The sequence below is a fragment of the Pseudarthrobacter sp. ATCC 49987 genome, from assembly GCF_009928425.1.
Classification (GTDB): Bacteria; Actinomycetota; Actinomycetes; order Actinomycetales; family Micrococcaceae; genus Arthrobacter.
Window position 1 is genome coordinate 2,511,103 of the sequence record NZ_JAABNS010000001.1, and the last position, 21,811, is coordinate 2,532,913.

Consider the following 21,811-nt stretch of genomic DNA (forward strand, 5'->3'; position numbering starts at 1 on the left):
CCACGCAGGGCGCATCGCCCGTGTTGGTGCCGGATATCCTCGACTATCGCATATTAGCTATCGATTAGAGAAACCCCGGCGGAGCCGAGCCCGGCGGGCCCGGCATCGGCGCAGGTCAGGGGCGGTTAGTCCAGGACCAGGCCGCGGCCGCTGCCGCGCTGCAGCTGGACTGGGTGGATTTCACCGAAGCCGCGGACATCCTCGGCCGGCCGCGGCAGCAGGACGAATCGTTCGTCGTTTTCGAGCGCGGCGGCGGTCATCGAGTCCACCAGCACCGTTCCGGGATCCGCCAGTGCCGTGAGCCTGGCGGCCAGGTTGACCGTAGGCCCGTAGATGTCGCCCAGGCGGGAGAGGATGCGGCCCCAGACCATGGCGACGCGCGCCTCGGGCAGGATTTCGTCTTCAGTGAAGGCCTGGCACAGGGCCAGGGAGATTTCGGCCCCGGCGGCCGGGGTTTCCGCAATGTAGAGGACTTCGTCGCCCACCGTCTTGACGAGGCGGCCGCCGCCCACGGAGATGATCTCGGCGCATTTGTTCTCGAAGCGCTGCACCAGTTGGGCAAGGGTCTTTTCGTTCATGCGGCGGGACAGGCTCGTGTAGGAAACCAGGTCCGCGAAGCCGACCGCCCGGGCCAGCGGCAGCGGCGCGTCGTCCTCGTCGCCTTCGCGGCCTTCCTCGCTGGACGCCAGTCCGGCCTCGGCGCGCACGGCGAGCCGCTGGACACCGGCGTTGAGCTGGCGGCGCCAGGAGTAGAGCAGCATTTCCTCCATCGCGTCCACGAGTGAGGGCAGCTCGCTGACCAGCCGCTTGCGCGCCACGGCGTCGGTGACGCCCTGCTGGTGGACCATGTCCTCGACAAGGGCTTCGATCTGCCAGACCACCATGCGGTCCGTCATCTGGCCGATGGCCCGGGTAACGGATATCGCGGCCTCCTCGGTGAGCCTGCCGGACCGGACCTGGTCCACGATGGTGTTCAGCGCGGCCTGGTCGCGTTCGGTGAAGGCAACGTCCTCGTCGCCGATGTTGGGAAAGCCGAGGGCGCGCCAGAGTTTGCGGGCGGAGAGCAGTGACAGGCCTGCGCCGGCGGCGACTTCACGACGGCGGAGCTTGCGTTCCCCGCCGAGCAGCCGCTGCTCGAGGGCCTTCAGCGCGATGCGCTCGGCGGACATGGTGCCGGTGGGAGGAGCGACGGCGGTGCCCGCGTCTGCGGCCGTCGTGTCAGCGGAGTCGGCGGCGGCGGGTTCTGCGGCCGTTGCGTCAGCGGCGTCATCCGTCCTCGGCTCTACCGTGACGTCAGTGTCCGCGGAGTCGGGAAACCATGCCTCGGAGTTGGCATCGGCGTCGCTGTCTTCCTCTGGGACTTCCTCGGGGACTTCACCGCCGTCGGCGACGGCATCGAGGACGGCTGCTTCGAGACTGGCGGTCTCGACGAAGGCATCCGAAAAATGCGACGGCTCGTCGGCCAGCAGTCCGGTGTCCCGGTGATCGTTCTCAGCGCTCATCTCTTCCACCTTCTCTCGTCTCCCACGGCCACGCCGCATCGGGGTTGTGCATCAGGTCCACGGCCCCAAGGACCTCCCGCGGGAGGTCGTCGACGGCGTCGAGGACAAAATTTCGGAACGTCGCGACCTCCGGGACGTCGGGGACCACCATGCTGGCAGGGTGCCCGGTTTCCAAGGATATATTCCCAGACCGCAATACGCGTTGGAGCAACGACTGGTGGATGACCACATGACGAACGGTGGCCAGGGGAACCTGCTGGTCCCGCCGCCTGAGCATGCCGTAGCGGACAATGAGGCGCTGGCTGGTCAGGGTGTACTTCGTGGCGTGCCAGGTCATGGCCCGCGGCAGGCAGTAGCCCAGCAGCACCCAGGCGGCGATCGCAATGCAGATCCCGATCAGCCACGGCGTCCACTCCTTCGTCTCCTTCGCGATGATCGGGGCCAGCTTGGCCGGGCCGCCCTTGACGATCCAGGCGCAGGCAAAAGCGGCGAGGGCGGGAACAGCGATGAACAGCAGCGCCGGAACGATCAGGGTCCGGGGCTGCGGCCGGGTCACCACAATCACTTGTTCGCCCGGGAGGAGCTCTTTACGCATAGCCGCTTTCGGCGCTGCCGGCGCTTCCCTCGCCCGGCGGCGTCCAGGGCCGGAGGTGCACAACGTCGCCGGCCGTCACCACGTGCTCGTGTCCCCCGGAGTCCACCACCATGAGGGAGCCATACTCGTCCAGCCGGGTGGCGTGCCCGATGATTTCGTGGTCGCCCGGGAGCTGGGCACGGACCTGCTTTCCCAGCGTCGTCAGCAGGTGTTCGACCCTTTTGTGCAGCGAGGGCCCGCCGGCAAGCCCGGCGGTGGGATCGCCGTCGGCGTTGCAGAAACCGCGGTAGAGCGTGGCGAACCGGGACAGGTAGCTCTTGAGCAGCTCGGTCCGGTCCACCGTGGTCGGGTGTTCCAGCAGGACGGAGGTGGCCGTGGGCACGGGAAGTTCCGCCTCGGTGAGGGTGACGTTCAGTCCGGTCCCGAGGACGACGGGTGGCACGGCGCCTCCCTCCATGGGGCCCAGCTGGGCCAGGATACCGGCGATCTTCCGGCCGCGGACCAGGACATCGTTGGGCCATTTGAGCTCCGCGGGTATTCCGGCTGTTTCCACCAGCGCCTCGCGCAGGGCAAGTGCCGCGAGCAGCGAGAGCCAGGAGTAGCTCTGGGTCGGCAGCGGGCGCCCCCCGGCGTTGACCGGGCGCAGCACCAGCGAGACCGAGACCGAGCCGCCGGGGGGCGCTTCCCAGCGGCGGTCGAGGCGGCCGCGGGCCGCGCTCTGGTATTCGGCGGTGAGCACGGTGAGGTCCGGATACGCGCGGGGATCCTCGACGACGCCGCGCAGCAGGTCCGCGTTGGTGGAGCCGGTGGAGTCCACCACCGTGAGCTGCGGAATGCCGTTGGCGGAGAGGAACGCCTCATCGCTGAGGGCGTTCACATCGAGGGGCGGACGGTCCGGGGCTTCCATGCTTTGAATCCTACCGAGTTACCGCCCCGCAGTCTTCGGCACTGGCCGACGGTACGTCCCCACTTTTGAATGACGTCCCCGGCGGGTTGGGCCGAAACGCCGCTGAATTCCGGCGTCGAACCCGCCAAAGTGGGGAGATTCGGCGGCCCGGGCCGTCCCGTGGACCATGAGAAACCACAGGGAACTCAGAGGAAGATGTCAGGGATCAGCCGGTCTTCCGGGGCGCCCAGGCTGTACGGGGTGAAGTCCGTGACCCCGGCGGCCGCAAGGACCTGCTCGTCGGTGTAGAAGTTGCCGCTCCAGCTGCCGGACTCCGGGATCGCGTTGCTGCTGGTCAGCACGGCGTGGGCCGCGTCCGCCATGATTTCGGGGCCGCGGGCGCCCTGGACGATTTTCTCGCCGCCCGGCATGTTGCGAATCGCGGCGGTGTTGATCAGGGTGCAGGGCCACAGCGAGTTCACGTTGATGCCGTCGATCTTCAGCTCCTCGGCGAGGCCCAGGGTGGTCAGGCTCATGCCGTACTTCGCCATCGTGTAGGCCAGGTGCATTCCGGCCCACTTGGGATCCAGGTTCAGCGGCGGGGAGAGCGTCAGGATCTGGCCGGCGTCGGACTCGCGCAGCGCGGGCAGGGCGAGCTTGGAGAGCAGGAAGGTGCCGCGGACGTTGATGTCCTGCATCAGGTCGTAGCGCTTCATGTCGACGTCGTCGGTCTTGGACAGGTCGATGGCGGAGGCGTTGTTGATGACGATGTCGATCCCGCCGAAGCGCTCGACGGCCGCGGCGACAGCGCCGGCGACGTCGGCGTCGTTGCGCACATCGCCGACCAGCGGCAGGGCCTGGCCGCCGGCTGCCTCGATCTGTTCGGCGGCGGAGTAGACCGTGCCTTCCAGCTTGGCGTGCGGCTGGCCGGTCTTGGCCATCAGGACGATGTTGGCACCGTCGCGGGCGGCTCGGGTGGCGATGGCCAGGCCGATGCCGCGGCTTCCGCCGGAGATGAGGATGGTGCGGCCTTGGAGGGTACCGGCGGCCTGGTACGGCCCGGGCTGCCGGGAGTGCGGGGCGGCGGCCGAAGCGTCATTGCTCGAAGTCATGAGGACACTCTAGCCGACCCATGTTACTGGCGGGTAACATTGACGCGCCGCGGGGCGTGTACCTCCAAGGGGCAGGAGCGTCACGGGCGTCCGGACAACGTCTGCCAGCCCCCACGTGGCGGTGCCGGTGGGATTCGGGCCGAATATTGTAGGTTTTCTACAGCGGCATGGGCCAATAGCCTCACTAGACTTGCCATCAAGGCCCGGCTTTTGTGGATACCAGCTAAAGCGCCGCGCGGACAGGGCCACAGCACCATAAGCACCACACGATTCAGCAGAACATCAGCTACAGAGCCGGAGACACTTGATGAGCCACGATCTGACCACGACCGCGGGAAAGATTGCCGATTTCCGCGACCGCCAGGCCCGTGCTGAGCAGCCCTCCGGCCCGGAAGCGATCGAGAAGCAGCACGCACGGGGCAAAAACACTGCCCGCGAGCGCATCGACCTGCTGCTGGACGCCGGCTCCTTCGTCGAGTTCGATGCCCTCGCCGTGCACCGCTCCACCGCCTTCGGTATGGAAAAGAAGAAGCCGCTGGGCGACGGCCTGGTCTCGGGCTACGGCACGGTGGACGGCAGGCCCGTGGCTGTCTACAGCCAGGACTTCTCCGTCTACGGCGGCTCGCTGAGCCAGGTCAACGGCGAGAAGATCGTCAAGGTCCAGGAGTTCGCGCTGCGCAACGGCTGCCCCGTGGTGGGCATCCTCGACGGCGGCGGCGCCCGCATCCAGGAAGGCGTCGCCTCGCTGGCGATGTTCGCGGACATCTTCCGCAACAACGTCCACGCCTCCGGTGTTGTCCCGCAGATCTCCCTCATCATGGGCCCCTCCGCCGGCGGCGCGGCCTACTCCCCCGCCCTGACTGACTACGTGGTCATGGTGGACAAGACCTCGCACATGTTCATCACCGGCCCGGACGTCATCAAGACCGTCACGGGTGAGGACGTCGACATGGAGACCCTCGGCGGCGCGCGGCAGCACAACGCCAACACCGGAACCTCCACCTACCTCGCCTCCGACGAGGCCGACGCCGTCGAATTCGTCCGCGAACTCCTGGACTTCCTGCCGTCCAACAACCTCGCAGAGGCCCCCGTGCTGGAGCACTCCCAGGAGCTGGAACTCGACGACGAGGACCTCGCCCTGGACGCGCTGATCCCGGACTCGGCCAACCAGCCGTACGACATGCGCAAGGTCATCGAGCAGATTGTGGACGACGCACACTTCCTGGAGATGCAGTCCCTCTACGCGCCGAACGTCATGATCGGCTACGGCCGGGTCGAGGGCCACACCGTGGGCATTGTGGCCAACCAGCCGATGCAGTTTGCCGGCACGCTGGACATCGCCGCCTCGGAGAAGGCGGCACGTTTTGTCCGGCACTGCGACGCCTTCAACATCCCGATCATCACGCTCGTGGACGTGCCGGGATTCCTGCCGGGCAAGGACCAGGAGTTCCAGGGCATCATCCGCCGTGGCGCGAAGCTGCTCTATGCCTACGCCGAGGCCACCGTGCCGAAGCTGACCGTCATCACCCGCAAGGCATACGGCGGGGCGTACATCGTGATGGGCTCCAAGAAGCTCGGCGCCGACCTGAACCTGGCCTGGCCCACCGCGCAGATCGGCGTCATGGGCGCCCAGGGCGCGGTCAACATCCTGTACCGCCGCGAACTCGCCGCGGTCGCGGAGGCCGGCGGCGACGTCGACGCCAAGCGCGCCGAGGTCATCCGGCAGTACGAGGAGGAGCTTCTCAACCCCTACCAGGCTGCCCAGCTCGGCTACGTCGACGCCGTCATTGCCCCGTCCGAGACCCGGGTCCAGATCATCAAGGGCCTGCGTGCCCTGCGGGACAAGCGCGCCAGCCTGCCCGCCAAAAAGCACGGGAACATCCCGCTGTGACGTCGGCGGATCCGGCGGCCGGGCCCGCCGACAACCAGCCGGCGGAGCAGCCCCTGCTCGCCGTCACCAAGGGCGAGCCGACGCCGGAGGAGCTCGCGGCCCTGACCGCCGTCGTACTGTCCCTGGGCAGCGGCGGAGGGGCCGCCCCGGAAAAGCCGAGCGTCCGGCACTGGATCCGCCGGCAGCAGCTGCAGCTGGCACCGAAGCCGGGCCCCGGCTCGTGGAAACGCAGCCGCGGCTAGGAAAAGTTCAGTAACCCTTTCATAACTGGCGCGGCCCGGCTAGTGTCTTTCGGGTGACTATCGAACCCACTGAAAACACTGCCGCCCAGAACCCGGTTCCTGTGCGCCCGCACACTGCCATCGATGCCGTCGCCGATGCCTTCACGGACACTTTGATCCGGCTTAATCCGAGCTTCGCCACGGAACTCGGGCTTCCCGGGCACGAAACCGAATACCAGGACTTCTCCCCCGCCGGGCACGAGGAATTCGCGGCGGCCGCCCGCGAGGCTCTCGCCGCGCTGGACGGGCTGGAGCCGGCGGACGACGTCGACGCCGTCACCCTGGATGCCATGCGCGAGCGCCTGGGCCTGCAGCTGGAAATCCACGAATCCGGCTGGGACCTGGCCGAGCTGAACAACATCGCTTCCCCGGCGCAGGAGATCCGCGCGATCTTCGACCTCATGCCGACGGACACCGCCGCGCAGTGGGAGCACATCGCGGGCCGGGCACACAACGTCCCTGCCGCCCTGGACGGCTACATCGTGTCGCTGCGGGCCGCCAAGGACAACGGCAAGGTTGCCGCCGCACGCCAGGTCAGGATCGTGATCGAACAGACCACGAAGCACGCCGCGGAGGACGGTTTCTTCGCCAGTCTTGCTGCCAACGCCAAGACCGCGGACGGGCCGCTGCCCGAGGACGTGCAGTACAGGCTCGACGCCGGTGCTGCCGCCGCGCGCGTGGCCTACTCCCGGCTGGCCGGTTTCCTGGAATCCGAGCTGCTGCCCGTCGCCCCGGAGAAGGACGCCGTCGGCCGCGAGCGCTACTCACTGGCCTCGCGCGCGTTCCTGGGCGCCGCAGTGGATCTCGAGGAAACCTACGCCTGGGGCGTGCAGGAGCTCGACCGGCTGATCGCCGAACAGGAGCGCGTGGCCAACGAGATCCGGCCGGGCGCCACGATCGAGGAAGCCAAAGAGGTCCTGAACAACGACCCCGCGCGGCAGCTCAAGGGCACCGACGCCCTCCGGGCGTGGATGCAGGAGCTCTCCGACAAGGCCGTGGCCGACCTCGCGGGTGTGCACTTCGACATCCCGGAGGTCATGAAGACCCTTGAGTGCAAGATCGCCCCGACCGACGAAGGTGGCATCTACTACACGGGCCCCTCGGACGACTTCAGCCGCCCGGGCCGCATGTGGTGGTCAGTACCGCCGGGCGAGGACACCTTCACCACCTGGGCCGAGACCACCACGGTCTACCACGAGGGCGTCCCGGGCCATCACCTGCAGGTCGCGACCGCAACGTACCGCCGCGAGCTGCTGAACAAGTGGCGCCGGAACGTCTGCTGGACCTCCGGCCACGGCGAAGGCTGGGCGCTCTACGCCGAGAAGCTGATGCAGGAACTGGGCTACCTCAAGGACCCGGGCGACCACATGGGCATGCTGGACATGCAGCGGATGCGGGCCGCCCGGGTGGTGTTCGACATCGGTGTCCACCTGGAGCTGGAGGTTCCCGAGCGTTGGGGGTCGGGCACCTGGACTCCGGACACGGGGCACGGGTTCCTCCGGCAAAACCTCGCGATCAGCGAGGGCCAGCTGAAGTTCGAGTTCACCCGCTATCTCGGCTGGCCGGGCCAGGCGCCGTCGTACAAGGTGGGCCAGCGGCTCTGGGAGCAGATCCGCGCGGAACTCGAAACCCGCCCCGGTTTCGAGCTGAAGGCTTTCCACACCAAGGCCCTCAACATCGGCTCCGTCGGCCTCGACACCCTCAAGCGCGCCCTGCTGGGGTAGGTCCTGTCCCGCTGGTCCCGCCGAGGTGAGATTTCGCGCCCATGTCCTTCAATGACATGGGCGCAATCTCTCACCTCGGCGCAGGCCAGCGAGACAATCGCCACACCGGGGGCTGGAATATCTTCACAAACGGGCAGTCCTGCGGCGTCATTCCCGGGATTCCGCGGCCGTGCCTTAAAATCTGCCGCGTAACATTTCTCAACATCCGTTCGTCGTGATAGTTGCGCCGGTCCTAGCGTGTTCCAGTGAGCACTCAGACAAGCACCCCCGCACCCGCCGGAAAGACCGGCTTCCAGCTGCCCAAGTGGGCCGGCTCGTTCGGCTTCCAGATCATCGCCGCCCTGATCGTGGGCCTGGGCCTTGGCCTCCTGGCCAAGTACACGGGCAGCACCAAGGCGAGCCCCAACGCCCTCGGCGCCACCCTGCAGACCATCGGCTCGAGCTACGTCTCGCTGCTGCAGACCGCCGTCGTGCCCCTCATCTTCACCGCCGTCGTCAGCTCCATCTCCAACCTGCGCGCCGTTTCCAATGCCGCACGGCTGGCCTGGAACACGCTGCTCTGGTTCGCCATTACCGCGCTGATCTCCGTGCTGATCGGCATCGGCCTGGGCGTGTTCCTGCAGCCCGGCGCCAACACGGGGATCACCCAGGAAGCCAAATACGCCGGCAAGTCCGGTGACTGGTGGGCGTTCCTGACCGGGCTGTTCCCGAAGAACTTCCTGGGCCTCGGCGCCAGCACCACCGTCACCGACGGCGTCGCCACCACCGCGGTGAGCTTCAATGTCCTGCAGATCCTGGTGATCGCAGTCGCCGTCGGCATCGCAGCGCTGAAGGTGGGCAAGGCGGCCGAGCCCTTCCTGAACCTCAACGCCTCTGCCCTCGCTGTCATCCAGAAGGTCCTCTGGTGGATCATCCGCATCGCCCCCCTCGGCACCGTCGGCCTGATCGGCAACGCTGTGGCGATCTACGGCTGGGACACCATCGGTTCCCTGGGCAAGTTCACCTTTGCCATCTACGTGGGCCTGGCCCTCGTGCTGTTCGTGGTCTACCCGGTCCTGGTCCGTGCCCACGGCCTGTCCGTCAAGCAGTACTTCTCCGGCGTCTGGCCGGCCGTGCAGCTGGCCTTCGTCTCCCGCTCCTCGGTCGGCACCCTGCCGCTGACCCAGCGCGTGACCGAACGCAGCCTGGGTGTCCCCCGCGCCTACGCCTCCTTCGCCGTGCCGCTGGGCGCCACCACCAAGATGGACGGCTGCGCCGCGATCTACCCCGCCATCTCGGCGATCTTCGTTGCCCAGTTCTTCGGTATCCAGCTCGACTTCACCCAGTACCTGCTGATCGCCCTCGTTTCCGTGCTCGGTTCCGCCGCCACCGCCGGCACCACTGGCGCCGTCGTGATGCTGACCCTGACACTGTCCACGCTGGGACTGCCGCTGGCCGGCGTCGGGCTCCTGCTCGCGATCGACCCGATCCTGGACATGGGCCGCACGGCCGTCAACGTGGCAGGGCAGGCCCTGATCCCCACGATCGTGGCCAAGCGCCAGGGCATCCTGGACGAGGCACTCTACAACGCGCCGCGCACCGGTGACCCGTTCGCCGATGATGTCGACGGCACGGTCAACACCGCCGCCGACCACTCCGCCGCCGCTGCTCCCGCAGGGTCGCCGGAAGGCCGCGAGCTGGCCGGCGCCAAGGCGTAACCCCTTGCGCCAGGCATGACAAAAGAAGTCCCCGGGAGGTTCCCGGGGACTTCTTTTTAGTTGCGCCGCATCAGGGAAGGCAGCGAAGGGCGGTCCTAGTGTCCGCCTCCGCCGATCACACCCTTCTCCACGGCCTTGGTGACGGCGTCTGCCTCGGCCTGGGTCAGGGAGCCGTCGGCGACAGCCTTGTCCAGCCTGGTCTTCAGCTCCGCAGCGCGGTCAGCCTGGGCCGCGGTCCGCAGCTCCTCCAGGGCCGCAGTGACCTTGGATTCGTCAATCCCCAGCGACGCCGCCAGGGACTTCGCCAGTGCCGCGTCCATCGTGGCGCGGTCGGGCATGGTGCCTTCGGCCGGCGGGGTGGTCGGCTTGTTGGCTTCGCGGAAGGCCTGCAGGGCCTCGGTCACCTTGGCCTCATCAACGCCGAGCTTCGCTGCCAGTGCTGCAGCCTGGGCGCCGCCCCGCTCTCCGCCACCGTGTCCATGTCCGCCGCGCATGCCCGGGCCGGCAGTGGTGCCGGGAGTCGCATCTGCCGAGGCGCTGGAGCTGGGGGTGGGGGTCGGAGTGGTGGCGGCTGACGCCATCCCGGTAACTCCCAGGCCGGCGCCCAGTGCCAGTGCCCCGGCCGAAATGGCGAGCGTCATTCTCTTCGTACGTGACATGTGCTGTCTCCTGGTCTGCAGCCTGGTGACGGCTGCGATTGGTGGTTGTCTCTTCCAAGACGTGGTTCCAGTCTCCGCCGGCCGCTTCGGCAGGAGCTGTTCGGAACCTTTCATCTTCCTGTGAAGGTTTGCGACGGCCCGGGCAGTTCAACCGGGCCGGGTTTCCCGCGGCAGTTCCGGTCCGGAGCATCCGGGACTGGGTAGGCTCAGGGCATGCTGATCGTGACCTCCAACGACATCCCCGGCCACCGGATCGACGCCGTCTTCGGCGAAGTGATGGGGCTTACCGTCCGTGCCCGGGATATCGGCGGCCAGGTGATGGCCGGTTTCCGCTCAATCGGCGGCGGGGAACTGCCCGAAATGACCCGCATGCTCTACGAGAGCCGGCAACAGGTCATGGCCCGGATGGTCACGGAGGCGGAACAGCGCGGGGCCAACGCGATTGTTGCCATGCGCTTCGACAACTCGCAGCTGGGGACCACCTGGACCGAGGTCTGCGCCTACGGCACGGCCGTGTTCGCTGTCCCCATCCCGGCGGGCGAACCGGGTGCCACCGGCCAGTCCGTTTTCCTGACGAAGTCCGGCGCGGATAAAAACTTGCCCTGAGTGCAAACATGCACGTAGTGTAATCGAGTGTCCACGTCTCCTGAACTACTGTCAGTGCCATCGCGCCGCGAGCTGAATAAGGCCGCCACCCGGCAGGCCATCACGGAAGCGGCGCTCGGCCTGCTCCGTTCCAAGGGCCCGGGCAACTTCACGGTGGAGGACATTGCCGAAGCCGCCGGAATCTCCCGCCGGACCTTCTTCAACTACTTCAGCAGCACTGAGGTGGTCATCGCCTCGGTGACCCACGGGTTCCTGGACACGGCGCTCCAGCAGTTCCGGCTCCGGCCCGCCGATGAGCCCATCCTGGAATCTGCGCGGGCGGCCCTGGTTGAGCTCGCCGACCCGATGACCATCGCCCCGCTGGCCGAGCTTTACAGCCTTGGCCAGTCCAACCCGCAGCTCAACCGGTCCGAACTGGAAGCGTGGGACCACTGCACCGCCGAGATTATTGACGCCGCCCGGGATCGTTTCACTCAGGGCGGCGGCGTCGAGATCGACGAACTGTACCTGCGCGCCCTCGCCGGTTCCGTCATCTACTGCGGCAAAGCCGCAATGGATGTCTGGTTCGTGCGCTGCGGCGGCTCCCTCTCCGCCGAATCGCTTTCCACCCTTCGGCAACTCCTGATCGACTCCATGGGTCTGCTGGGCTCCGGATTCGCCAGCCCCGAGACCCACCAGTCCACTGTTTCGGCCAAAAATTCCACCGCCACCCCTTTCCCAGATCGGCACTGACATGGCACTTTTGCTCTACCGCCTCGGCAAGTTCTCCTACCGGCACCGCTGGCTCGTCATCTCCGTCTGGCTTGCCGTGATGGTGGCCGTCGGTGGCGCGGCAGCTGCCTTCCACGGCACCCTGTCCAACAACTTCCAGATCCCCGGCACCGAGACGCAGCAGATGGCGGACAAGCTCAAGAGCGAGCTCCCCTCATCCTCCGGCGGTTCGGCGAGCGTTGTGTTCGAGGCCAACGGCGCCCAGTTCAGCCCGGCCGGAAAGGATGCCGTCACGGCTGCGCTGGCCAAGCTCAAGACCCTCCCGGATGTCCAGGGCACGGTTGATCCGTTCGCCACCCAGGCTCAGCTGGACAAGGCCGCCGCCGACCTCGCCGCCGGCAAGGAGCAGTCCGCCGCCGGCAAGGCCCGGCTGGAGGCGGCCGCCGCCGAACTCGCCGCAGGAAAGGCCAAGCTGGAAGCTGCCGAACAGCAGATGACGGCCGCCGGAATGCCGCCGGCCGCCATCGAGGCGCAGCTCGGCCAGCAGAAGGCTGCCCTCGCCGAAGGCCAGGCCAAGCTCGACGCCGGCACCAAGGAACTGGAAGCCGGCGAGGCCAAGCTGGCTCTCGGCACACGCCAGCTCGAGGCCTCGAAGGGCCTTCGGTTCGTCTCCGAGGACGGCAAGGCCGCGATCGCGCAGATCCAGTTCAAGACCTCCATCAACGGCCTCAAGCCCGAGGTCCGCCAGGAAGTCCAGGACATCGTCAAGGAGGTTTCCGCTGCCAATGTCACCGCCCTGCCCAGCAAGGAAATCAGCGAGGACATCTCCGAGCTCTTTGGCACCGCCGAGATCCTCGGCATCGCGGTCGCAGCCCTGGTCCTGATCATCATGCTCGGGACCCTGATCGCCGCAGGCCTCCCGCTGCTGATGGCCGTCGTCGGCGTCGCCGTCGGTGTGGGCGGAACGTTCGCCCTGAGCGGCGCCATGGATATGAGCTCCATCTCCCCGATGCTGGCGCTGATGCTCGGCCTCGCCGTCGGGATCGACTACTCCCTGTTCATCGTCAACCGGCATCGCGGCCAGCTGCTCGCCGGTATGGACCCCGAGGAGTCCGTGGCGCTGGCCACCGGCACGTCCGGCAACGCCGTGCTCTTCGCCGGCCTTACCGTCATCATCGCCCTCGCGGCCCTTGTGGTCCCGGGCCTTCCGTTCCTGGCCGTCATGGGACTCTCGGCCGCCGCGACGGTAGCCGTCGCCGTCGTCGTTGCCCTGACTCTGACGCCGGCTGTTCTCTCCCTCGTGGGCCGCAAACTGATCTCCAAGCGGGCTTGGGCCAAGGCGGAGCAGCATAACGCCGCCCCCGGACACGAAGCCGAGGACCGCACGAAGGACGAATACCGCAGCAGCCACGGCTGGGGCGGCATCGTTACCAACCACCCGTGGCTTGCCCTGCTGGCAGGGGTGGTACTGCTCGGTGTGGTGGCGCTGCCCGCGAGCCAGCTGCGGCTCGCCCTGCCGGACGCCAGCTCCGAGCCGGTCGCGTCGCAGGCCTTCAAGGCCTACGACGTCACCAAGCGGAGCTTCGGCGAGGGCATGACCGGCCCGATCATCGTGGTGGGCGACTTCCCCGAGGGGCTCAGCGCAGCCGAGGCCCAGGATAAACAGTTCGACGTCGCGGACATCCTGCGCGGGACCGAAAATGTCAGCGCGGCCGTGCCGCTGGCCCTGAGCGAGGACCGCCGCACCGCGGTGTTCCAGGTCATCCCGAAGGAAGGCCCCGCCAGCGCGAGCACCGTCCGGGTGGTCTCCGAACTCCGCGCCGAAAAGGGCCAGATCAAGGACTCCACCGGCGTCAGCATCGGGCTCACCGGGCAGACCGCAGGCAACGTCGATGTGTCCACCAAGCTCGGTGACGCGCTGCCGCCCTACCTGATGATCGTGGTTGGCCTTTCGCTGATCCTGCTGCTGCTCGTGTTCCGCTCGATCTGGGTGCCGCTGCTGGCCACGGGCGGATTCCTGCTCTCGCTCGCCGCCGCGTTCGGTGCCGTTGTCGCCGTCTACCAGTGGGGCTGGCTGGGGACCATCTTCGGCGTCGAGAACCCGGGCGCCGTGCTGAGCTTCCTGCCGATTATCCTGATCGGCGTGCTGTTCGGCCTGGCCATGGACTACCAGGTGTTCATCACCTCCGGCATGCGCGAGTCCTACATGCACGGCGAATCGGCCAAGCATGCGGTCCGCTCGGGCTTCAGCCACGCCGCCGCCGTGGTCACCGCGGCCGCAATCATCATGGTCAGCGTGTTCTCGGGCTTCATCTTCTCGCACCTGAACATGGTCCGGCCGCTCGGCTTCGCCATGGCCTTCGGTGTGCTGATTGACGCCTTTGTGGTCCGCATGACCATCGTCCCGGCCGTGATGTACCTGCTCGGAGAAAAGGCCTGGTGGCTGCCGCGCTGGCTGGACCGGATCCTGCCGGACGTGGACGTTGAAGGCGCCAAGCTGCGCAAACCTGCGGCCGCCCTCCCGGATTCCGTCACGGACACCGCTGAGGCAACCGCCCGGTAGTCGTCACCGACTCCCCCATCAGGGATGGACAAGCCGCCCGCTGATCACCTGATCGGCGGGCGGCTTTGTTGTGGGCGGGGTGCTGCCCCGGAGCGGTCGCGCCGTCAGCGGACGCGAGTGTGAATTTCCCGGGCTCGCCCGGCCCTCGGCCTGGCCCAGCGTGGTGGTGGGCCGGGCTGGGGGTCATCATGTTCGCGCCGCGGGGCGCCGGATGACCGCTTACCGCCGCGGCGCCAGCAGGTGCTTTCAGGGCCGGTCCCGGCCCTCCGGGCGACGGAGATTCAGCTGCTTGGCGTGGAAGTCGAAGTGCAGTGTGGGGTAGGCGTAGACATCGTGAAGCGTCATGACGGGCTTGAAGAACGGGTCCCACCTGTCGGGGAAGGGCATTGAGCGGGAGAGCGAAGATGAGCTCTCGCGTTCCAACCGCCGCGTCAAGGCATTGATCGTTCGATCAAGTTTCCGGCCCATCCTTCGCCGGTTGTAGACGAGGGCGGCGGCGCGGGAGCCCCAGTAATTCACGACATCGAATGGTCGGGTGCCCGCGTTCAGCGCGGCGGCGAACCCGGTGCGGGCCGGCTTGGGGAGGCGGCTGACGACCCGGACCAGCGGCAGGAGAGCGCGGACAACCATGTAGCCGAAGACCATGTGGAACAGCAGCTCTTCGTTGGTCCACCGTGTTCCGTTGCTTTTGCGGTGAAGATCCGCGGACGTTGTGCTCCCGAGCCAGATGTCCAGGTCGTGGACGGCACGGCGGTAGCCTGCCGTGATCTCATCCCTTGTTGGCTCCATGGTGTGCGCTCCCACGCCTCAGGTCCGCAGCCGGCCCCGGGGTACGACTCCGCGGACTGCTTTGCGGAGGGAATCCAGGTCCGGCTGTCCGGTGAATCCGCGCTGGCTCGGATAGACGCGGCACGTTAGGGCCGGCGCCGCGTTTGACGGGAAGAGATCGGTCCCATCAATGATGAAGGAGGGTGAGCCGTGGAATGACGCTGTTGCCGCGTCCTCGTCTGTGATGATTTCCGTGACCGTGAGCAGCTCCGGATCGATGCCTTCCAGCTCCAGTGCACTGGCGAACAGTTCCCGGGCCGAGCGGCTGTGAGGGCAGCCTGGAATGGTTAGCAGTTCAGTGTGCATGGCCTCATTATGGCCCCCAAGATCATTTCGGGGCTGAAATCCCTCACCAGACCGCGGCCCGACGGTTCTCCCGCAGGCTCATGGCAGCCGTGAAAATGGCAGCCGCAGCGGCCGATGCCGTCATGGCGTACGCCATCGCCGTGTAGCTGCCGAGCCAGGCGGCCAGCAGCGGACCTGCAGCCGGGGCGATGGCGGTGACGGCCGTCAGCGGGGCCGCGAAGACTCCCTGCAGGGTGCCGAGGTTCCGGGTGCCCCAGCGGTCGCCTACGATCGTGGCCTGCAGCAGGGTCTGGCACCCGCGGACCGCGCCGGCGAGCATTCCTGCCGCGATCAGCAGCGGGACCGGGCCGGGCAGGGCCGCCAGTGCCAGCACGGCGCAGGCTGCCGTTCCGGCGATGACCGGCAGCCTGGCGCGGTGCGGGATGGCGGCGAACAGCAGCCGCCCTCCGACCTGTCCGGCGCCGACGAGGCCGAGCCCGAGCGCGGCCGTGGCATAGCCGGCTCCCTTTTCCACGAGCAGGGGAATGATGTTCAGCGTAACGGTGTAGAGGCCGAGGCAGAGGAGGACCATGAGGGCCTGCAGGCCCAGGAATTCCGGGCTGCGCCGGACGGTCCGCGCCATTACCCGGTGATCGGTCGCGGCGGCGCCGGGGGTGGCAGGGGCCCAGCTCCGGTTGAGGTAGCGGGCGTGCAGCGGCACGGTGATGATTCCCATGGTCCCGGCGAGGATGATGAAGGCCCCTCTCCAGCCGACCGCGGATGTCAGGGCTGCGGTGACGGGGGCGAAGATAGCGGACGCGAACCCGGCGACGAGGGTCAGGATGGTCAGGGGCCGGATGCGGGCGGGTCCGTACCAGCGGCTGATCACCGTGAAAGCCGGTTGGTACAGTACGGCGGCCTGCGCGGTGCCGGCGGCCAGCCAGGCCGCGAAGAACACGGGCAGGTTCGGTGCCGTCGCCACCAGGACCAGGGCCAGCACTCCGACGAGGGATCCGCCGATCATGAGTCTGCGCGGCCCGGTCCTGTCAAGGATCCCGCCGACGAAGATGCCGGCCGCTGCGGAGACCAGCAGCCCGGCGGAAAAGGCCCCCGTCACGAGGGCCGGGTCCCAGCCGGTGTCCTCGCTGATGGGGCGGACCGCCGTGATCAACGCGTAGTAGAGCACGCCCCACCCGGTGGTCTGGGTGATACACAGCGCGGCGAGGCCTCCGCGCGGTGCACCCTCCGCGACGAGGATCCGGTTGGGGGCGGCCGCGGGCACGGTCAGTCCCCGGCGAGCTCCGCATACAGCTTCTGGACCCGGGCCTTGATGTCGTCCCGGACCAGGCGCATGCGCTCCATGCCTCCGATGCCGCGTTCGGAGGGCTCGTCCGTGTCCCAGACCTCGAGCCGTTTGCCCTCGGGGGCTTCGACTTTTGCCTCGTTGCCCAGGACGATGACGGCGTCGACCGCGTTCAGTACGTCGTCGGTGACGGGTTTGGGGTGCTCGCCGGTGATGTCGATGCCGAGTTCTGCCAGCGCGTCCACGGACTGCGGGTTCAGCGACTTGCCGGGTTTGGTCCCCGCGGAGTAGACGGTGACGGCCCCGCCGGCGAGCTGGTTCATCAGTCCGGCGGCGAGCTGGGACTTCCCGCCGTTCTTGCTGCAGACGAACAGGACGCTGGGCTGCTTCGTGGTCTGGGTCATGTGTTTGATTCTTCCTTGTCTACGACGGTGTTGTTGAGCAGTGATGCTGCCAGTTCCTTGACCCGGTCGTGGATCTCATCGCGGATGATCCGCACGGCCTCAACGGGAAGCCCGGCCGGGTCTGCCAGCTCCCAGTCCTCGTAGCGTTTGCCGGGGTAGATCGGGCAGGAGTCGCCGCAGCCCATCGTGATCACCACGTCCGAGGCGCGCACGACGTCGTCGGTGAGGGGTTTGGGGTAGTCCCTGGTGAGGTCGAGGCCCATTTCGGACATCGCCGCGACGACGGCAGGGTCCAGTTCCGCGGCCGGCAGGGAGCCGGCGGACCGGACCCGGATCCTGCCCTTGGCCTCGACATTCAGGAGTGCTGCGGCCATCTGGGACCGCCCGGCGTTCTGCACGCAGACGAACAGCACTTCGGGGACCTCAGAGGCGACGGCGCCCTTGGATTTGGCCAGCGCGGCGAGCCGGTCGCTGGCGAAGTGTTCGGTGGTGGACGGCAGGTACGTGCTGATCTTCGCGGTCCGGGCAAGGGCGGTGTAGGACTCGAAGACGTAGCGTTCGACCGTCTCTGCGGCAAAAATGCCGGCAAACCGGTCTGCCAGCCGCGCGCTGATCCGCTGCAGGACTTCGGTGTTGTCCTGCAGGCCCAGGCCGTGTTCAGGGTGGTCAGTCATGACAGCTCTCCAGTGTGGTCAGTGGACGAAAGCAGGGTGAGGAGGTCAGTTCCTGCCGGAGCGGCCGTGTGCCAGTCCGGTGGGGAACCCGACGAGGACGGGTTCGGGCGCTCCGCAGCAGCCGCCGGAAGTTTCTGCGACAAATCCCGCGGGTACGGCCGCGGGGACGTCGCAGCTGCTGCCGATGTCTGAGGAGCAGACGCCGGTCTCGGGGAGCTCGAGCTGGACCGCGTCGGCGGCTTCACGGTCACCGGCCAGGGCAGCCGCGACAGAGCGGACCTGCTCGTAGCCGGTGGCGAGCAGGAAGGTCGGGGCCCGGCCGTAGGACTTCATGCCCACGATGTAGAAGTCCTGCTCCGGGTGGGCCAGCATCCTGGCGCCGTGCGGCTCGACGGTGCCGCAGGAGTGGAATTCGGGGTCGATCAGCGGACCAAGCTCACGGGGGGCTTCGACTCCCGGGTCCAGTTCCAGCCGGAGTTCCCGGAGGATGCCCAGATCGGGGCGGAAGCCGGTGGCCGGAACCACGACGTCGGCCTCGAGGGTGCGGCCGTCCGTGGAGGTCAGGGTGACGGCGCCGTCGGCCGTGGCGAGGGCGGCGATCCCGAATCCGGTGTGAAGTTCGACGGCGCCGGACTCGACGAGGCTGCGGAGCCGGCTGCCGAGCTGGCCGCGGGCGGCGAGCCCGTCGGCGTCGCCTCCCCCGTAGACCTTGGCGGCGGATGCGCCGCGGATGGCCCACACGATCTTCGTCCCGGGCACCTGGGCTGCGAGCTCGGAGAGGTTGAGCAGGGTGTTGGCGGCGGTGTGGCCCGCGCCGACCACGACGGCGGTGCGCGCGGCGAAGGCTTCGCGGTCGCGGCCCAGGACGTCCGGGAGGGGCGAGGAAATCCGGGCAGCCGAAACGGCTTCGCCGAGGGCGGGCAGTCCGGAGGTTCCGAGCGGGTTGCGGGTGGACCACGTGCCGGAGGCGTCGATGACACCGGCGGCCTGGTAGTCGCGGACTTCTCCGTCGGCGTGTTCGACCCGGACCACAAACGGTGTGGTGTCGCGGTCCCGGCTGTGGGTCTTGTCCAGGCCCTGCCGGGTCACTGCCACGACGCGGGCGCCGGTGTGCAGGCGGGACGCGATGGCCGGGAGCGCGGCGAGCGGGGTGAGGTAGCCGTCGATGAGTTCGCCGCCGGTGGGCAGCGCCGTCGGCTCTGGTGATACCCAGCCGGTACCGGCGAGCAGGCGGACGGCGGCGGCGTCGGTGTTGTACCGCCACGGGGAAAACAACCGGATGTGGCGCCACTGCTCGATCGCGGCACCCGCCGTCGGGCCGGCCTCGAGAATGAGCGGCTCCAGGCCACGCTCGATCAGGTGCGCTGCGGCGGCGAGGCCGACCGGGCCGGCTCCAATGACAGCTACGGGAAGGGTTGTGGTGACAGCCATGGTGTCCTCTGTTTCATCCGTGGTGGTGCTCAGGCGTGGGTGGGGTCTTCGACGAGCGCGGTGGCGATGCTGTCCGCGTCGTCCAGGGCGGCGAGGTAGCGTTCGGCGTCCAGGGCCGCGGCGCAGCCGGTGCCGGCGGCGGTGATGGCCTGGCGGTAGCGGTGGTCTACGGCGTCCCCGCACGCGAAGACGCCGGAGAGGTTGGTGACCGTGGTGGGTGAATCGACCTTGATGTAACCCTCGGCATCGAGCTCCACCTGGCCGTGCAGCAGTTCGGTGCGCGGGACATGGCCGATCGCGACGAAGATGCCGGTGGCACCCTGTTCGCGGGTTTCCCCGGTCCGGGTGTCAGTCAGGGTGACACCGGTGACCTTGGCGTCCCCGTGGATGGCGGTGACGGCGGAGTTCCACGCGAAGCTGATCTTGGGGTTGTCCTTGGCCCGCTGGGCCATGATGCGGGAGGCCCGTAGCTCGCCCTTGCGGACCACCACCGTGACGGACTTCCCGAACCGGGTCAGGAACGTCGCTTCCTCCATGGCCGAGTCTCCGCCGCCGACCACAATGATGTCCTGGTCGCGGAAGAAGAACCCGTCGCAGGTGGCGCACCAGGAGAGCCCGTGGCCGCTGAACTTCTTCTCCTCCGGCAGGCCGAGTTCCTTGTAGGCGGAGCCGGTGGCGAGGATGACGGCCACTGCCTCATGGGTCTCGCCGGCTCCGGTGACCACGCGCTTGAGGTGCCCGGCGAGCGTCACTTCGGTGACGTCGTCGAACACCACGCGCGCGCCGAATTTCTCGGCCTGCTGCTGGAGGCCGTCCATCAGCTCGGGGCCCTGGACGCCGGCGGGGAAGCCTGGGAAGTTTTCCACCTCGGTGGTGTTCATCAAGGCGCCTCCCGCGGTGACGGCCCCGGCGATGACGAGCGGCTTGAGCCCGGCGCGGGCGGCGTAGATCGCCGCGGTGTAGCCGGCAGGGCCGGACCCGATGATGATCAGCTGTTCAGTCATTGTCGTGCTCCTACTTGGCGGCGGGGGTGAGGGATGCGATGAGGTCCTCGATGCGGGCCTTGATCTCGTCGCGGATCGGACGGACGGACTCGACCCCCTGGCCGGCCGGGTCCTCCAGTTCCCAGTCCTCGTAGCGCTTGCCGGGGAAGATCGGGCAGGTGTCGCCGCAGCCCATGGTGATCACGACGTCGGATTCCTTGACGGCTTCGGTGGTGAGGACCTTCGGGATCTCGGCGGACATGTCGATGCCGAGTTCTGCCATGGCCTCGACGGCGGCCGGGTTGACCTTGTCGGCGGGCTGGGAGCCGGCGGAGCGGACCTCGATGGCGCCGTCGGACAGCGTGGTGAGGAAGGCTGCGGCCATCTGGGAGCGTCCGGCGTTGTGGACGCAGACAAACAGGACGGAGGGCTTCTTGGCGGTTTCGGTGCTCACGGGTTTCTCCTGAAGTTTCTGGGGGGGGTTAGACGGAAAGGGCGCTGGACGTGAAGAAGCGTGTGCGGGCCCAAAGTGCCACGTACACCAGTGCAACAAGCACGGGGACCTCGATCAAGGGCCCGACGACGCCGGCGAGGGCTTGGCCGGACGTGACACCGAAAGTGCCGATTGCCACCGCGATGGCGAGTTCAAAGTTGTTGCCCGCGGCGGTGAACGCCAGGGTGGTGGTCTTGGCGTAGCCGAGGTCCAGCCACTTGCCGATCAGCATGCCGGCGCCGAAGACCACCAGGAAGTAGACCAGCAGCGGCAGGGCGATGCGGATGACGTCCAACGGACGGGAGGTGATGGTGCCGCCCTGCAGGGCGAAAAGCAGGGTGATCGTGAAGAGGAGGCCGTACAGCGCCCACGGGCCGAGCTTCGGCAGGAACGTTCCTTCGTACCAGTCGCGGCCCTTGGCCTTTTCGCCGATCGTGCGGGTGAGAAATCCGGCCAGCAGCGGGATTCCCAGGAAAACCAGGACGGAAGCGGTGATGGCCCAGAAGGAGAAGTCGGCACTGGTGGTCGGCAGGCCCAACCATCCCGGCAGCAGCTGCAGGTAAAACCAGCCGAGCGCGCCGAACGCGATGACCTGGAAGACGGAATTGATGGCAACCAGCACGGCGGCAGCTTCCCGGTCCCCACAGGCGAGGTCGTTCCAGATCATCACCATGGCGATGCAGCGGGCCAGGCCCACGATGATCAGGCCGGTCCGGTACTCGGGCAGGTCCGGGATGAAGATCCAGGCCAGGGCGAACATGAACGCCGGGGCCAGCACCCAGTTCAGGACCAGCGAGGTGACCATCAGCTTGCGGTCCCCGACGACGCGGTGCGCCTGGTCGTAGCGGACCTTGGCCAGCACGGGGTACATCATCACCAGCAGCCCGATGGCTATTGGCAGCGAGACTTCGCCGATCTTGACCGACTCGAGGGCAGTGTTCAGGCCCGGGATGAAGCTGCCCAGGAGCAGCCCCAGGACCATAGCTGCGATGATCCACACGGGCAGGAAACGGTCCAGGGTGGAGAGTTTGCCGACAACGGCAACCTCGCCTTCAAGGGCGGGCGACGGGTCAGTCTGGATGCTCACGGGACTCCTGTGCTGCTCAGCTTTAGATTGATGCTTGTCGATATGAAGTATTCCCAACTATATCGATGAATGTCAATCTGTGTGCATAATAGACAC

Annotated in this window: 21 protein-coding genes; 7 read left to right on the forward strand and 14 right to left on the reverse strand. The window is 67.7% G+C overall.

Annotation, left to right across the window (positions count from 1 at the left end; genetic code table 11):
* Nucleotides 1–125: 125 nt before the first annotated feature.
* From GXK59_RS11735 to GXK59_RS11750, 4 genes are all read right to left on the reverse strand, one after another.
* Nucleotides 126–1,502 (reverse strand): adenylate/guanylate cyclase domain-containing protein, encoded by a 1,377-nt coding sequence (locus GXK59_RS11735; protein ID WP_237393870.1) that lies wholly within the window; start codon nucleotides 1,500–1,502, stop codon nucleotides 126–128.
* Nucleotides 1,492–2,097: a PH domain-containing protein gene (locus GXK59_RS11740; protein WP_160666955.1), complete on the reverse strand. Its 606-nt coding sequence runs from the start codon at nucleotides 2,095–2,097 to the stop codon at nucleotides 1,492–1,494. Before GXK59_RS11740 ends, GXK59_RS11735 begins: the two co-directional genes overlap by 11 nt.
* On the reverse strand, nucleotides 2,090–3,004 hold the full coding sequence (locus tag GXK59_RS11745; RefSeq protein ID WP_160666957.1) for a biotin--[acetyl-CoA-carboxylase] ligase: 915 nt from the start codon (nucleotides 3,002–3,004) through the stop codon (nucleotides 2,090–2,092). Before GXK59_RS11745 ends, GXK59_RS11740 begins: the two co-directional genes overlap by 8 nt.
* A 185-nt stretch (nucleotides 3,005–3,189) precedes the next feature.
* On the reverse strand, nucleotides 3,190–4,095 hold the full coding sequence (locus GXK59_RS11750; protein WP_160666959.1) for an SDR family oxidoreductase: 906 nt from the start codon (nucleotides 4,093–4,095) through the stop codon (nucleotides 3,190–3,192).
* 307 nt (nucleotides 4,096–4,402) lie between these two features.
* On the opposite strand from GXK59_RS11750, the gene GXK59_RS11755 reads away from it, so the two are divergent.
* From GXK59_RS11755 to GXK59_RS11770, 4 genes are all read left to right on the forward strand, one after another.
* Nucleotides 4,403–5,986, forward strand: a complete 1,584-nt coding sequence (locus GXK59_RS11755) for an acyl-CoA carboxylase subunit beta (RefSeq protein ID WP_160666961.1) — start codon at nucleotides 4,403–4,405, stop codon at nucleotides 5,984–5,986.
* Nucleotides 5,983–6,228 (forward strand): acyl-CoA carboxylase subunit epsilon, encoded by a 246-nt coding sequence (locus GXK59_RS11760; protein WP_160666963.1) that lies wholly within the window; start codon nucleotides 5,983–5,985, stop codon nucleotides 6,226–6,228. Before GXK59_RS11755 ends, GXK59_RS11760 begins: the two co-directional genes overlap by 4 nt.
* A gap of 53 nt (nucleotides 6,229–6,281) precedes the next feature.
* Nucleotides 6,282–7,991: a DUF885 domain-containing protein gene (locus GXK59_RS11765; RefSeq protein WP_237393871.1), complete on the forward strand. Its 1,710-nt coding sequence runs from the start codon at nucleotides 6,282–6,284 to the stop codon at nucleotides 7,989–7,991.
* A 245-nt stretch (nucleotides 7,992–8,236) separates the two neighbouring features.
* Nucleotides 8,237–9,688 (forward strand): dicarboxylate/amino acid:cation symporter, encoded by a 1,452-nt coding sequence (locus GXK59_RS11770; protein WP_160666965.1) that lies wholly within the window; start codon nucleotides 8,237–8,239, stop codon nucleotides 9,686–9,688.
* Between the two features lie 95 nt (nucleotides 9,689–9,783).
* Here GXK59_RS11770 and GXK59_RS11775 read toward each other — a convergent pair whose 3' ends face one another.
* Nucleotides 9,784–10,347 (reverse strand): hypothetical protein, encoded by a 564-nt coding sequence (locus GXK59_RS11775; RefSeq protein WP_160666967.1) that lies wholly within the window; start codon nucleotides 10,345–10,347, stop codon nucleotides 9,784–9,786.
* Nucleotides 10,348–10,560: 213 nt separating this feature from the next.
* Between GXK59_RS11775 and GXK59_RS11780 the strand changes: the two genes are divergently transcribed.
* From GXK59_RS11780 to GXK59_RS11790, 3 genes are read left to right on the forward strand one after another with little or no spacing between them, the layout of a single operon-like run.
* Nucleotides 10,561–10,953 (forward strand): YbjQ family protein, encoded by a 393-nt coding sequence (locus GXK59_RS11780; protein WP_160666969.1) that lies wholly within the window; start codon nucleotides 10,561–10,563, stop codon nucleotides 10,951–10,953.
* A gap of 27 nt (nucleotides 10,954–10,980) precedes the next feature.
* Nucleotides 10,981–11,685, forward strand: coding sequence for a TetR/AcrR family transcriptional regulator (locus GXK59_RS11785; RefSeq protein ID WP_160666971.1), 705 nt, complete (start codon nucleotides 10,981–10,983; stop codon nucleotides 11,683–11,685).
* Between the two features lies 1 nt (nucleotide 11,686).
* A complete protein-coding gene (locus tag GXK59_RS11790; RefSeq protein WP_160666973.1) occupies nucleotides 11,687–14,227 on the forward strand; it encodes an MMPL family transporter in 2,541 nt (846 codons plus the stop codon).
* Between the two features lie 246 nt (nucleotides 14,228–14,473).
* On the opposite strand, the gene GXK59_RS11795 is transcribed toward GXK59_RS11790, so the two are convergent.
* The 9 genes from GXK59_RS11795 to arsB are packed head-to-tail and all read right to left on the reverse strand — an operon-like array spanning nucleotide 14,474 to nucleotide 21,709.
* Nucleotides 14,474–15,016 carry a DinB family protein gene (locus GXK59_RS11795; RefSeq protein ID WP_160666975.1) on the reverse strand — a complete coding sequence of 181 codons (543 nt, stop codon included), beginning with the start codon at nucleotides 15,014–15,016 and terminating at the stop codon, nucleotides 14,474–14,476.
* An 18-nt stretch (nucleotides 15,017–15,034) separates the two neighbouring features.
* The gene (locus tag GXK59_RS11800; protein ID WP_160666977.1) at nucleotides 15,035–15,361 is read right to left on the reverse strand and encodes a thioredoxin family protein; all 327 of its coding nucleotides are present in this window, start codon (nucleotides 15,359–15,361) and stop codon (nucleotides 15,035–15,037) included.
* 43 nt (nucleotides 15,362–15,404) lie between these two features.
* Entirely contained in the window at nucleotides 15,405–16,622 is a 1,218-nt protein-coding gene (locus GXK59_RS11805) for an MFS transporter (RefSeq protein ID WP_160666979.1), read from the reverse strand.
* A 2-nt stretch (nucleotides 16,623–16,624) separates the two neighbouring features.
* Nucleotides 16,625–17,047, reverse strand: coding sequence for an arsenate-mycothiol transferase ArsC (locus GXK59_RS11810; protein WP_160666981.1), 423 nt, complete (start codon nucleotides 17,045–17,047; stop codon nucleotides 16,625–16,627).
* The gene (locus GXK59_RS11815; RefSeq protein WP_160666983.1) at nucleotides 17,044–17,721 is read right to left on the reverse strand and encodes an arsenate reductase ArsC; all 678 of its coding nucleotides are present in this window, start codon (nucleotides 17,719–17,721) and stop codon (nucleotides 17,044–17,046) included. Before GXK59_RS11815 ends, GXK59_RS11810 begins: the two co-directional genes overlap by 4 nt.
* Nucleotides 17,722–17,766: 45 nt before the next feature.
* Nucleotides 17,767–19,152, reverse strand: coding sequence for an FAD-dependent oxidoreductase (locus tag GXK59_RS11820; RefSeq protein WP_160666985.1), 1,386 nt, complete (start codon nucleotides 19,150–19,152; stop codon nucleotides 17,767–17,769).
* A gap of 29 nt (nucleotides 19,153–19,181) precedes the next feature.
* Nucleotides 19,182–20,156 (reverse strand): thioredoxin-disulfide reductase, encoded by a 975-nt coding sequence (gene trxB / locus GXK59_RS11825; RefSeq protein ID WP_160666987.1) that lies wholly within the window; start codon nucleotides 20,154–20,156, stop codon nucleotides 19,182–19,184.
* Between the two features lie 10 nt (nucleotides 20,157–20,166).
* Entirely contained in the window at nucleotides 20,167–20,589 is a 423-nt protein-coding gene (locus GXK59_RS11830) for an arsenate reductase ArsC (protein ID WP_160666989.1), read from the reverse strand.
* A 28-nt stretch (nucleotides 20,590–20,617) separates the two neighbouring features.
* Nucleotides 20,618–21,709, reverse strand: coding sequence for an ACR3 family arsenite efflux transporter (gene arsB, locus GXK59_RS11835; RefSeq protein ID WP_443094313.1), 1,092 nt, complete (start codon nucleotides 21,707–21,709; stop codon nucleotides 20,618–20,620).
* Between the last annotated feature and the right edge of the window lie 102 nt (nucleotides 21,710–21,811).

Excerpts from the sequence above, each read along its gene's own strand:
- GXK59_RS11735 (WP_237393870.1), bottom strand. The coding sequence starts at position 1,502 with ATGAGCGCTGAGAACGATCACCGGGACACCGGACTGCTGGCCGACGAG.
- GXK59_RS11740 (WP_160666955.1), bottom strand. The coding sequence starts at position 2,097 with ATGCGTAAAGAGCTCCTCCCGGGCGAACAAGTGATTGTGGTGACCCGG.
- GXK59_RS11745 (WP_160666957.1), bottom strand. The coding sequence starts at position 3,004 with ATGGAAGCCCCGGACCGTCCGCCCCTCGATGTGAACGCCCTCAGCGAT.
- GXK59_RS11750 (WP_160666959.1), bottom strand. The coding sequence starts at position 4,095 with ATGACTTCGAGCAATGACGCTTCGGCCGCCGCCCCGCACTCCCGGCAG.
- GXK59_RS11755 (WP_160666961.1), top strand. The coding sequence starts at position 4,403 with ATGAGCCACGATCTGACCACGACCGCGGGAAAGATTGCCGATTTCCGC.
- GXK59_RS11775 (WP_160666967.1), bottom strand. The coding sequence starts at position 10,347 with ATGTCACGTACGAAGAGAATGACGCTCGCCATTTCGGCCGGGGCACTG.
- GXK59_RS11780 (WP_160666969.1), top strand. The coding sequence starts at position 10,561 with ATGCTGATCGTGACCTCCAACGACATCCCCGGCCACCGGATCGACGCC.
- GXK59_RS11790 (WP_160666973.1), top strand. The coding sequence starts at position 11,687 with ATGGCACTTTTGCTCTACCGCCTCGGCAAGTTCTCCTACCGGCACCGC.
- GXK59_RS11795 (WP_160666975.1), bottom strand. The coding sequence starts at position 15,016 with ATGGAGCCAACAAGGGATGAGATCACGGCAGGCTACCGCCGTGCCGTC.
- GXK59_RS11800 (WP_160666977.1), bottom strand. The coding sequence starts at position 15,361 with ATGCACACTGAACTGCTAACCATTCCAGGCTGCCCTCACAGCCGCTCG.
- GXK59_RS11810 (WP_160666981.1), bottom strand. The coding sequence starts at position 17,047 with ATGACCCAGACCACGAAGCAGCCCAGCGTCCTGTTCGTCTGCAGCAAG.
- GXK59_RS11815 (WP_160666983.1), bottom strand. The coding sequence starts at position 17,721 with ATGACTGACCACCCTGAACACGGCCTGGGCCTGCAGGACAACACCGAA.
- GXK59_RS11820 (WP_160666985.1), bottom strand. The coding sequence starts at position 19,152 with ATGGCTGTCACCACAACCCTTCCCGTAGCTGTCATTGGAGCCGGCCCG.
- trxB (WP_160666987.1), bottom strand. The coding sequence starts at position 20,156 with ATGACTGAACAGCTGATCATCATCGGGTCCGGCCCTGCCGGCTACACC.